At 55.6% G+C, this 11,205-nt stretch carries 10 protein-coding genes, 1 tRNA gene and 1 pseudogene; 6 read left to right on the top strand and 6 right to left on the bottom strand.

Going from position 1 to position 11,205, the window contains the following annotated elements:
* The first annotated feature begins 12 nt into the window (after positions 1 to 12).
* From JWQ24_RS10500 to JWQ24_RS10490, 3 genes and pseudogenes are all read left to right on the top strand, one after another.
* Positions 13 to 924, top strand: coding sequence for a LysR substrate-binding domain-containing protein (locus JWQ24_RS10500; RefSeq protein WP_299807358.1), 912 nt, complete (start codon positions 13 to 15; stop codon positions 922 to 924).
* Positions 925 to 1,461: 537 nt separating this feature from the next.
* Positions 1,462 to 1,572: pseudogene (locus tag JWQ24_RS10495) on the top strand (IS5/IS1182 family transposase); the annotation flags it as partial.
* 164 nt (positions 1,573 to 1,736) lie between these two features.
* Complete coding sequence (locus JWQ24_RS10490) at positions 1,737 to 2,435, top strand: recombinase family protein (protein ID WP_299807356.1); 699 nt, start codon at positions 1,737 to 1,739, stop codon at positions 2,433 to 2,435.
* Between the two features lie 114 nt (positions 2,436 to 2,549).
* On the opposite strand, the gene JWQ24_RS10485 is transcribed toward JWQ24_RS10490, so the two are convergent.
* Both JWQ24_RS10485 and JWQ24_RS10480 read right to left on the bottom strand, forming a co-directional pair.
* Complete coding sequence (locus tag JWQ24_RS10485; RefSeq protein WP_299807354.1) at positions 2,550 to 2,879, bottom strand: hypothetical protein; 330 nt, start codon at positions 2,877 to 2,879, stop codon at positions 2,550 to 2,552.
* Between the two features lie 510 nt (positions 2,880 to 3,389).
* On the bottom strand, positions 3,390 to 3,839 hold the full coding sequence (locus tag JWQ24_RS10480) for a hypothetical protein (RefSeq protein WP_299807352.1): 450 nt from the start codon (positions 3,837 to 3,839) through the stop codon (positions 3,390 to 3,392).
* 624 nt (positions 3,840 to 4,463) lie between these two features.
* Between JWQ24_RS10480 and JWQ24_RS10475 the strand changes: the two genes are divergently transcribed.
* Positions 4,464 to 4,694: a helix-turn-helix transcriptional regulator gene (locus tag JWQ24_RS10475; protein WP_299807351.1), complete on the top strand. Its 231-nt coding sequence runs from the start codon at positions 4,464 to 4,466 to the stop codon at positions 4,692 to 4,694.
* Between the two features lie 459 nt (positions 4,695 to 5,153).
* Here JWQ24_RS10475 and JWQ24_RS10470 read toward each other — a convergent pair whose 3' ends face one another.
* Positions 5,154 to 5,825: a hypothetical protein gene (locus tag JWQ24_RS10470; RefSeq protein ID WP_299807350.1), complete on the bottom strand. Its 672-nt coding sequence runs from the start codon at positions 5,823 to 5,825 to the stop codon at positions 5,154 to 5,156.
* Positions 5,826 to 6,274: 449 nt separating this feature from the next.
* Between JWQ24_RS10470 and JWQ24_RS10465 the strand changes: the two genes are divergently transcribed.
* Together JWQ24_RS10465 and JWQ24_RS10460 are read left to right on the top strand one after the other, a co-directional pair.
* Positions 6,275 to 7,594 carry an AAA family ATPase gene (locus JWQ24_RS10465; RefSeq protein WP_299807348.1) on the top strand — a complete coding sequence of 440 codons (1,320 nt, stop codon included), beginning with the start codon at positions 6,275 to 6,277 and terminating at the stop codon, positions 7,592 to 7,594.
* 236 nt (positions 7,595 to 7,830) lie between these two features.
* Positions 7,831 to 9,363 carry a hypothetical protein gene (locus JWQ24_RS10460; protein WP_299807346.1) on the top strand — a complete coding sequence of 511 codons (1,533 nt, stop codon included), beginning with the start codon at positions 7,831 to 7,833 and terminating at the stop codon, positions 9,361 to 9,363.
* 44 nt (positions 9,364 to 9,407) lie between these two features.
* Here JWQ24_RS10460 and JWQ24_RS10455 read toward each other — a convergent pair whose 3' ends face one another.
* The 3 genes from JWQ24_RS10455 to JWQ24_RS10445 form a co-directional block, all read right to left on the bottom strand.
* Positions 9,408 to 10,256 (bottom strand): hypothetical protein, encoded by an 849-nt coding sequence (locus JWQ24_RS10455; RefSeq protein ID WP_299807344.1) that lies wholly within the window; start codon positions 10,254 to 10,256, stop codon positions 9,408 to 9,410.
* A gap of 71 nt (positions 10,257 to 10,327) precedes the next feature.
* Positions 10,328 to 10,558: a hypothetical protein gene (locus tag JWQ24_RS10450; protein WP_299807342.1), complete on the bottom strand. Its 231-nt coding sequence runs from the start codon at positions 10,556 to 10,558 to the stop codon at positions 10,328 to 10,330.
* A 447-nt stretch (positions 10,559 to 11,005) separates the two neighbouring features.
* Positions 11,006 to 11,080 (bottom strand) — tRNA-Gln (locus JWQ24_RS10445).
* Positions 11,081 to 11,205 lie beyond the last annotated feature (125 nt).

Raw genomic sequence — 11,205 nt, 5'->3', positions numbered from 1 at the left:
CAGTGAATGATAATGACGCCGAAGCCTGCGCTCAGACTAAGCGCTATCGACCTGAACCTGCTGGTCGTGTTCGATGCTATCCTGCGTGAGAAATCGGTGACCCGCGCCGGTCTTTTGCTCGGGTTCAGTCAACCCGCAATGAGTCATGCCCTCACCCGGCTGCGCCACATGCTGAAGGACGATCTGTTCGTTCGCAGCCCGAAGGGTATGATTCCGACGCCCCGGGCCGAGCATCTGGCAGAGCCGATCCGGAGCGCGCTGGATTCGTTGCAGCAATCGCTTGAACCGACGAAGTTTGATCCGCACCTAGCGACACGTACGTTCAATATCGCCGTCGACAATTATTCCGCCGTCGTGCTGGTCCCGGAGATCATGTCCCATATCGCCGGGATCGCACCGCAATTGAGGCTAGATATTAGACCCAGCGGTACGCTGAACATTCCGGAAATTCTGGACCGCAGCGAAATTGACTTGGTGATCGGGCGGCACAAAATCGAAGGCGAGCGATTTTCAACGAAACGCCTGCTTCAGGACCGGTTCGTCGTCGTATACCGCAAGGGGCACCCAGCGGGCAGGAAGACGTTCTCACCCGAAAAACTGGCCTCCCTGTCCAGGCTCGATATTTCGTCTGCTCAGTTCGGGGTCGACGTGGGCTTGCCCGGTTCGGCCAAGCCGAAGCAACGACCAACGATGAGGGCGCCGTTTCTGTCCGCCGCAAAAATCCTGTCGTCATCCAACATGATCTCGATTCTCCCGTTGAACGTCGCAAGAGATATCGTGACCCGCGGTCCCCTCGCATTTGCCGAATTGACCGGACCGGCGCAATCCGTCGACGTCTACATGAGTTGGCCTCGACGTCTCGACAACCAACCGGCACATTCCTGGCTTCGCAGGATCATCGGGCAGGTAAGCTCGGAACTCTGATCTCGACCAAACAGGAACCTTCGTCCGGCAAATCCGCGTCAAGCTGACGTATCGCATCAGCCTATGAGATCAGTTCGTACCGCTCGCGAAGGCGCAGACACGAGGCTTGGAGACTGCCCCTGAAATCGTTTTTCGAGGCGCCGAGAACCCAATCAGAACGCTCCAGCAATCGTTCACAGGATAGATGACCACGTTCATATTTCGCGGCCACGCCCCAAGCGTCCGCGCTTCAGCACGTATCACCTCTTCCAGATCCGCCTTGGTCTTCGAAATCTTTGTCATTCTGGACGCCGTGTAATCCAGCCAAAAACCGCTCTAAAATTATTTAATCACGAGAACGAGACGTCGCACGGGGCGCAGATGCCCGCAGTGTCCCTTAATCACCAGCTAAGTGAACGAGCATAGGGACCCTACATCGCAACAGTTAGCGGCAAATTATGTCCTGCAGTTCGAAGTCCTCGACCCAAAGATCAATCCTGGAGAGACGCTCGCCTCGGTCGCTGCGATTGCGCTCTCAGCTTGCTCCCATCAGGCGGCTGGTGCAGACTCAAGGACTGGCGCCGCGTCGCCACGCGCTATGACAAGATCGCCGCCAACTACCTCTCCGGCGCTCTCATCGCCACAGCCGTAATCTTTTGGTGCAATTGAGTCTGGAGCCTAGGCGCCAAGCATCATAGGCGGCGCAAGGCTGAGCGCGCCAACGTCATCGGCCATATTTCAATTTTTGATAGAGCTTTCCACGATTGACTGATCAAAAGCCATACGTTACATCCTAGTCAACGGACGTTGACTAGGATGTAAAGGAAAGCCATTTGTCCCTCCTTCAGCCCTTTATTGCCTATTACCGTGTCTCAACAACGAAACAGGGGATTGGCGGCCTGGGCGTAGACGCCCAAAAGGCAGCGGTCGCTAATTATTTAAATGGTGGCTCTTGGAAGATCGTAGGTGAGTTCGTCGAGGTTGAAAGCGGACGCCGCAGTGATCGACCCGCGCTTGAAGAAGCGCTAGCGGCCGCGCGACTTCACCAGGCGCCACTTATTGTCGCGAAAGTTGACCGGCTAACTCGTTCTGTCGCGTTCCTTTCACGCCTCCTCGAAGCCGGAGTCGACGTCCGCTTTGCGGATCTTCCGGCCCTTGAGGGACCAACAGGCCGCTTCATGCTCCAACAGATGGCCGCCGTCGCAGAATTGGAAGCGGGGCTGATCTCGACTAGAACGAAAGCGGCACTCGCCGCAGCGAAGGCTCGCGGCAAGAAGCTGGGCGGCCACCGCGGCTCGACCTTGTCCGCCGCAGCCCGAGGCGCCGGTCGTGAGTCCCAGGCCCAAAGGGCGGAAGAAAGAGCAAAGGACCTTTCCCCGCTATTACGCAAATTGCAGGCGGAGGGATTGAAGACCGCTGCAGGTTTGGCTAGAGCCCTCACCGACCTCGGCATTCCGTCCGCTCGCGGGGGCAGTAAATGGACCGCAACGCAAGTTGCTCGGGTTCGCCAACGCCTCGACAGCATAATGTAGGCGGATTTGGCAACTACCTCGGCTTTCAAGGATTGGCGCAGCAAGAGCTCGACGATCCCAGTCGCAGATCGCGCAATCTTCCGCCGCTAGTTCGAAAGATCAAATTCAAGTCGATCACTGCGCACACCGCCGCAGGGCGACGCCGATCAGCCAGAACACGAATCTCACCAGGAAGATTACGGCCATGATCTGTATCCATAGGAAGCCGCCCAACTCCCTGAGGATGACCTCCGCTTGCGCGCCCCGAGAGCTCGGCAGGGAATCGCCAACGGCCTCGATCGCACGCGTGCCAGCTCGCATACCGTCTCGGATCCATTGAGGCCGGCAAAGGAACGTCACTACGAGAAGGGCCCATGCAAGCAACATGGTGCCGAAACGAAAGCTTTGGACTTTAGCGTGGCGCTTGAGGCCGGCGTACTTTAACTCTGGCGGCACGATCGGCATCCTCTGAGCGAGATTGTAAACGCCTCGTCAAATTGCCAATTGCACCGGTTCGATCGCAGCAAAGAATCTTGTGATCTACTACCACACGCCTAGAACCATTCGATGATGGGACACCTCAGCGCTGTTGAGTTCGATCGTTGAATGGAACTAGCATGTTGTCGTGTACATAGAGCCGGAAGAATCTCAGCGCGTACTTCCGAAACGAAATCGAGAGTGCAATGAAGTTTAGCCCGCGACAGCACCTAAGGTTAGCCGATTCACTTGACGGGAAGGCGGATAGAGAGCCTGATCCGCAGCGCGCAAAGAAACAGAAAGCAATGGCGAAGCTGTACCGGCAACTTGCGCGGAGGGCTTACAATCTGAAGCCGGATGCGATTGATTGAGCTGTCGATGTGTGGCGGGACCCGCGTAACAAGTATCGACGCAAATGCTCTTGACGAGCTACTGGAAAAATCCCTCTTGGAAAGAAGTGCGCTCTCTTCGATGTCAGGCGAGCAAGGGAAGCATTTATTAGAAGTCCTTCAACGATATTGTTCTGACCGGTAAGTTTCCGTTCTTCTGACGGATCAATTCCACGCTATAGGTGTGTTCGTCATCGAATGAGAACAGCCTCCCCGTTTCATGAACTTGAGTGCTCGCCCCAAACAGCTTCTGATCTCCGCACCATGTTTCGCCTGTAGCGTACTTTAAGGCGTACGTGCCGTTCGGCATTTTGTGCTGTATTGTTTCACCACCTTTCGCGAAGAAAGTCATGATCGTTCGGTTTGTCCCTATCTCTTGAAACTTTATGAAATAGTTGCTTCCACCTTCAGTTCTGATGGTGAGAGGTGCAACCAATGGCAATTGGGCATATCGCGCATAACGGCCCGTTGCAGGTTGCAAAAGATCGCAAGCCTGTGTCGGCTCATGATGCTCATTTAATAAGGCAACTGCGAGTGGAATTACACCGACGCCGCCCAAAATGCCGAGTATGAGAAATGAGCGGTGGCGCCAGAACGCACGAGTAACACGTACCCTCCCTGCTTCCGGCAAACCGACGGCGCACCGCCCACAGCGGGGTAAGAGCTTTACCTTGTAATCGCCTAGTCGATTGCGAGCACCGCAACTCGGACAGACGATTACATTTGTTGAGACAATTGCCATATTTTCTAGCGGATTCGAACAATGTCTAAAAACAATGCGTCGCGCGCGTAGTATCTGTTAGGTCGATCGTGATGCAATCCAGGCTAGACGACTTTGGACGCTGCCGCGGCGGTTTTGGGTGGACTTCAAGTTGCTCTCCGTACTGCGACAGGTCGGGGCCTGATTCTTCTCTTTTGACCGGAATCGCCGTTTGTCGAGCGCGCGCCCGTCGTTGGGCACTGTCGTGCATCCGGTCTCTTAAGTCCTGTTCCACAAGGTCCAAAAGGTCTCGCGATCGAGCGCTAGACGAAGCCGCGATTAGCGTCACTAAAAACCATAGCCCGATTGCAGATCGCCACATTACGAAATTCCAAGAACTGATCGATTCTAGGATCAACTGCCAAGCATTTTGTCGAGTATACTCCGTGGTTGTAAACTCTACAAGAGGCTGCACTCGCGTGCATGAAGCTTCGTGATGTCTTAGCCACAAATATTAGGAAGCGCCGGCGGGAACGTGGTCTTTCCCAAGAAGAACTCGCCCATCGGGCCGGAGTTGATCGAACATACATCAGCTCGCTGGAGCGGAGCATCTACGCCGCTAGCGTGGACGTGGTAGAACGACTTGCGAAGGAACTTGAGATTGACCCAGCCGATCTCTTCGTCAGAAAGTCACTAAGTAAACCCGAACGGTAGGAAATGGACGTTTGCGCAACTTCAAGCTCAGTTCAAACTTATGGATCTGGCAGCGCAGCTCTAATGCAGTTTTTGCAAATGACACCTTGGGGCGACCCAGGCCGACCAAGCCGTTACGTCAGCAATGCTTGAGGCATTATTCGTAGCAATGCTCGGACCATTCCTCCGGGGATGCTCCGGGCAATACTTAGAGCACTTCTGAGCCCCTAAGGCATTGATAGTTTCACCGCCGGACCCCGCGGTTGACCTCTCGGGTGTGCCACCAACTGTGCCGCGGTTTTCGATCGCGACGCCTTGCCAATAGGCGGTGATCGCCCGATGGAGGGCATTTTCGACGAATAGCGCGGCTTTCCAAGGAAGAACGGGCTGTGCCGGCGCCAACTGGGCCATGTGCTGTGCCTGTGCCTGTGCCTGTGCCACGGCAACGCACGCGTGGCACAGCGGCACGGCATATCGATATTATGAGCTCTTGGACCGTTTGCGGCTGTGAAATTCGATTTTGTGTTCCCTACAACAAAACATCGCGTCGGATCTGCGCTTTGCGCCCGGTCCAACTTCAAACGGATTTCCGCAAAGACTGCATACCTGGAATTTCGATCCGCCGGACATTTTACGTGCCAACTGAATCAATAAGCCGTCAATAAGCGTTTCTGCCTTTAAAGACATTTTGAAGCCGCCCGACTTCAACTCAAAACTAAGCTCGCCGAGCTTTGGACCGAGTATACGATCTTCGATCCAGCCTGAAAGACTCTCCGACGCTCTACCTTTTCTACTGATCCACTTCAGAAGCTCGCGAAACTTACTTGCGGTCTCAAGTTGTAGATCAACGTCTTCGCCATAAATTATACGCCGCCCCGGCATAGGAAAAAAGATTTCATCAACAGCTGCTCTGCCTGACTGCGCAACATAGCTCGGTCTCTCAAGATGGCCGTAGTGATGGACAAACGCCAGCAGATCCTGAGGCGCCTCTAGCTTTTTAAAGGCTAGAAAAGCAGCATCGTTGTCTAATGGGCGGTTCGGGGCAAGTTTTCCACCATTGCCAATTATCCAGATTCCGTACTTCCCGTAATCATCGATCCTATATCCTTTTGTGTCCTTGAACCAATCAAGGGAGACTTCAAGTGCGTTCATTCGACGTCACCGCTATGTAACCGATAAATATTCTATCCGTTACAATACGTCACGACAAGAAACATAACGGTACCCGAAGAAACAGCGGGTACCGAAATGGATCATACTGAGAGAGTTTTAAACGGTTGCGTTTTTGGAGCCCTCACTTTCTCCATTCCGGCAGCAGGCGCTATGGCCGGAATCTCAAGAAACGCGAGCTACAAGGCTGCCCGACGCGGTGAGATCCCGACAATCAGGTTGGGCGGCAAACTCCGCGTTCCGGCAAGAAAATGGATGCGTATTCTTGCCGAAGGTCGCGATCCCTCAGACCTAGCGAACACTCTATGACCGGAGCAACTGTTGAAAGTGGCTTCTGCCGCCTCAGTGGAAAGGTTTGCTGGGCATCCACGGATCTCGGAAAATACACCCTGCTGTGCTCTGTAGCAGCTTCAAAAATTAGAAGTGGACGTATGTCCATTCAAGAAGGTGTGGACAGCATGCAGGATCGGGCAGTCGCCCGAGGACTCGACCGCCACTACGGTCAGGACCGCGTGCAAGACATCATTGCAAAGGCACTGAGCAATTCGGCCATCTCGACAGTTTCATCCGTCAGACCGCTCAATTCGGCCTCAAACAGTTCAGCCGCCCCAGCAGTAATTAAAGCGACTCCATACGTGTGGAAGCAGCCGAGTTCTATAAAAAAGAGGGACTTCCTCTATGGGCAGCATTCAATAAGAGAATTTGTTAGCGCCACAGTCGCGCCAGGTGGTATCGGCAAGTCGTCGCTGATCGTCACGGAAGCGCTGGCGATGGTTTCGGGAAAAGCCCTTCTGGGAATTCAACCGGCGTCTCGTCTCCGCGTCTGGCTGTGGAATCTTGAGGATCCTCAAGAGGAGATCGACCGGCATATTCAGGCGACCGGACAACGCTACAAACTGACGGCTGAGGACATCGAGGGCTATCTGTTCGTCGACAGCGGACGGGAACAGCGCTTGGTGATCACTGTTACTGATCGCACGGGTACCGCGATCCTCGAGCCTATCGTCGATGCGCTCGTCGCCGAGCTTATCAGGAGGAGCATCGACCTCTTGGTAGTCGATCCTTTCGTGTCCTCCCATGAGGCGCGAGAGAATGATAACGGGGCGATGGACCGTATCGTAAAGGCATGGGGCCGCGTCGCGCAGCGCGCGAATTGCTCCATCGAACTGGTCCATCACAGCAGGAAGTCATCCGCCGGCGCGACCGAAACGACAGAGGAATCTGCGCGTGGCGGCAAGGCGCTCACGGATGGGTGCCGGTCCGTCCGGGTACTCAACCGGATGTCAAAAGAGGAAGGAAAGAACGCCGGAGTCGAGAACCCGCGTTCCTACTTTCGCGTTTCTGTCGACAAGGCCAATTTAGCACCACAGGCAGAAACGTCCGATTGGTTCCACCTCGAAAGTGTCGACCTCGGCAATAATTCGACTGGGGGTTACGGCGATAGCGTCGGCGTCGTGGTGTCGTGGCAGTGGCCAGATTTGATGGCGGATGTCTCCGTTTCAGATCTCCAAAATGTACAGGTCATCATTTCAAAGGGGCGATTTCGCGCCAGCGTGCAATCGCTCGACTGGGCCGGACATGCAGTCGCAGAGGCCTGCCGGCTTGACCTTGCGAAAGCCGCCGATAAGCGCAAGGCAAGCAATCTGCTGAAGGCCTGGACAGCCTCGGGAGCTCTTAAATTGCAAACCGCCAAGGACGCGAAGGGTAATAACCGGCCCTTCATCGTCGTGGGAAAGCGGGCAAATGACTGATTTCCCCACCGCCCTTGGAAGTGAGGTGAGGAGGTGGGGATTTTCCCTCTTTGCCCCCACCCCCACCACCAACCCTTTAGGGGGTGTGGGGGTGGAGTGGGGAAGTATTGCTCTCCAATTTGAAGGTGAGGAATGTTCTGGACTGCCGACACGCCCCCGCCAGCAAATTCAGGCTGATTGCAAGAGATCCTGCGCATGAGCCGCCCCGCACGCCCATCAGTGATCCCGCCAGGCGCATGGCCGCGCCGTATGCCGGCCGACCTGTCGGCCGGCTATGTCGGAGAAACGACTGTCGAGGGCTTCCTCAGTCGCGTCGGTTCGGAGTATCCTTGGCCACGTGTAAAACAAGGCCGGCGGCAGCTATGGCTAATCGACGATCTAGACAAGGCAATCGCGGCACCGGGGCGGGAATACGACGCCGCCGAGGATTTGTAACCGTGGAATTGAACCTGCCGCGCCACGTGCGGGTCAAGCCGTTGGCCGGCGGCCGTCAGGCGTTTTATTACGAAGTGCCGACGCATTTTCGAAAGCTCGGCTGCTCGATCCCCAACGAACCGCTCGGCGATTACATCACGGCGTGCGGCGCCGATGGCGCCGGCGGTCGCGCCGCCATCCTCAACAGCCTGTTCGACGAATGGAACGACGCCCGCAAGGGCAACGTAAAAGACGAAGTCGCCGGCGCCGCTATCGGTACCGTCGATTGGCTGTTTCGTGAATACAAGCAATCGAAAGCCTATCTCGAAAAAGTCGGCGCCAGATCGCGTGGCGGCTATGAATGGTCGATGCAAGCCATCTGCGACACGCTCAACAAAAAGAGCGACCGCATCGGCTCGCTGCCCATCAAGTCGATCTCGCCGCGCGCCGCCGATCTGCTCTATGACAAGTTTATCACCACAGACGACGGCATTCGGATGCGGCGCGGCGAGAAGTTCGTCGGGCTGTGCCGCAAGGCATGGCGAGTTGTGCATCGGCTTTATCCCGCCGAATTCGCTAAAGACATTCCAAACCCGTGGCAGGGCGTCACGATGAAAACGCGCATCAAGGCGATCAAGTCTGCCGTCACGCGCGATGAGGTTTACAGGTTCGCCAAGGGCTGCATCGCGGAAGGCAGCGAGTCCGCCATTGCGGCAGCCGCGGCGGCGGTGATCTGTTTCGAGTGGCTGCAACGGCCCGAGAACGTGATCGCCGGACACATCAAATGGAGCAGCTATCGCGTCGCGGGCAAGCCACCGACGATCCAGATCGAGCACCACAAGACCGGGGCCATTATCGATCACCCGCTGGAGGCGATCCTTGACGACGGCTCGATCGTGCATCTCTACTCCGAAGCCGAGGCCGTGCTGTCGCATTTGAAACGGCTCGGCACTCCGATGATCCTCCGCGAGATCAAGACCGGCAAGGGCGAAGCCGAGAAAACGACCGGCAAGACGTTCGCCTTTTCCGGCATGCAGAAGATCGTGCAGCGGATGCGCTTCGCTTGCGAGCTTTCCGACGACTTCACCCTCGATGCCTGTCGGCATGGCGGCATGACCGAATTAGAGGAAGCCGAACTAACTGACGGACAAGGCCGCGCGCTGTCGGCGCACCGCACCCGCGAGAGTTATGCCGGCTATGCGAAGCGGACCGCGCCGCGCGTCTTGGCGGCTACCATGAAGCGTCATGCGCACGTTATGGCGACAAAGGCGGCTCAGGAAGCCCAGCCAGAGCAACCGCCGCCGGCGGCCGCTCCGCCAACGGGAGATCGGCCGCGAATCGTATCGAGCAAATAAGTAACATGCGAGAATCGCGCGCCGTCCGGCAGGAAGAAACCAAATCAACCGGCGGGCCGGCTACCCGCTTTTCGAATTCGGCTAAACGGCGTGTATTCCATCATCTCGGCCGCAGTGAACTTCCGGTCACCGCGGCGGGTATTGATGACAATCGAGTGCGGCGATCCTGCTGTATCCCTAAGTCTCTCTTCCAGACGCTTCGCGTAATAATACGGGTCATCGTCGATACCGACGCTATGAACTTCGATGATATTGCCGGCCGCGTCGAGCGTGATGACACGGTCGGGCGACGGCAATCGCGAGCGAAGTTCGCTCATCATCTTGTCATGCAGCTTCGGCCACCGAGCGCTCATTGCGTATTCGACCAGCGCCTTGGGTAAGACGACTTCCTCTGCAATTCCGTCGATATCTATCTCACCCGCACTGAGCATGACTTCATAAATAGCTCGTGCCGCCATGGGAAACATTACGGGAAGCGCATGCGCTATGGCGCGACGATCAGAGAGTGCCTGATCACCCGCCGTGGCAGGGTCGAAAAGGTCGTTCGACAAGGCCATCTGTTTAACCAGATCCTCGACATCTTCGAGGATTGAGACCCTATCTGCCATAGAGTCGAGGATGTGAAGAAGCTCTTTGGTCTGGAGTAAACGCTTCTCTCCAAGCGTCAGCGATTTCGCCGTGTAAATGTCCGCAACCCTGTAAGTCCATCCGAGAGATGGATATTCCCAGTGAGCGATTGACGCTCGCAGAGTCTCCGTGTCCATGTTCGGGTCGAAAAAATAGATTTCGTCCTTGATAGCGTGGGCACGAAGAAAATCGACAACGTGCTCGACTTCCACCGGCACAACTTCGCGGGCAGAAAATTCTTCAATCAGTTTTAGCAGCGAAGTCACGTGAGAGCATCCATACGAAAAGAGCCCGGGTTATGCCCGAGCTCTTAAAAAAGATTCGATTGACGCAGATACTACATACCGGAAAGTCGTTTGCGAAGATCAATTGGAGCCCGGCCGGTCTTTGCCGGACCACAAGCTTCTAGGCCGTTGTCTCGTTGAGCAACGATCGAGCACAGTTCAGCACTGAATGCTTCGGGATCAATTGTCTTTGCAGTGCCGCGCATGAATTTAATATTGATCAGCCGCTTGCCCGGGTCGGAGAAGAGGCAATCCTTAAGGATCTCTTTCTCATGATGTGACATCGACTTCACCCTCTGACTGACCATCAACATTCTACCACGCACCTACGGACGGTCTCACGTACGTGCGGTTGCCTAAACCTAACCTCATGCACCCAGCCGCGCCATTAATAGCAAACGCAATGTTAAGGCATGGTTAACGGCATATTAACCATAGGTACAGGCTTGTACAGCGCATTCAAGTTGGGCGGCGCCGACAACGTGTACACGCCGATATCGAACCAACCGCAACATGCTTAAAGCTGAACGATCAGTTGATTGTCAATGAACTTGAGCAATCAACGTTCCAAGCTCAGCCAGAGGGCGGGCAACCGAATTCACGTTCATCACATAAACATAATGGACATGATTTCAAGAACGCCAAGAGAACAGGCTTTCGGAATGGGTAGGGGACCGTTTTTCGGAATAAAAATAGTCACAAGATTAAATTATTGATTTCATTGGCATAACTGGCTGGGGCGGGAGGGTTCGAACCTCCGCATGGGGGAATCAAAATCCCCTGCCTTACCACTTGGCGACGCCCCAATAGACCTGCGGGAAGCCGGCGGATGCGGGTCTGCGCGATTTCCCTCCGGTCACGCCGGTCTATAGAGAGACTTCCGGCATTTCAACCACCTCGCCGGCCCATTCCCGGAGCGAAATCGCCGGCT

The organism is Tardiphaga sp. (genome assembly GCF_028290495.1).
Lineage (GTDB): Bacteria > Pseudomonadota > Alphaproteobacteria > Rhizobiales > Xanthobacteraceae > Tardiphaga.
This window is presented reverse-complemented; position numbering and strand designations above follow the sequence as displayed.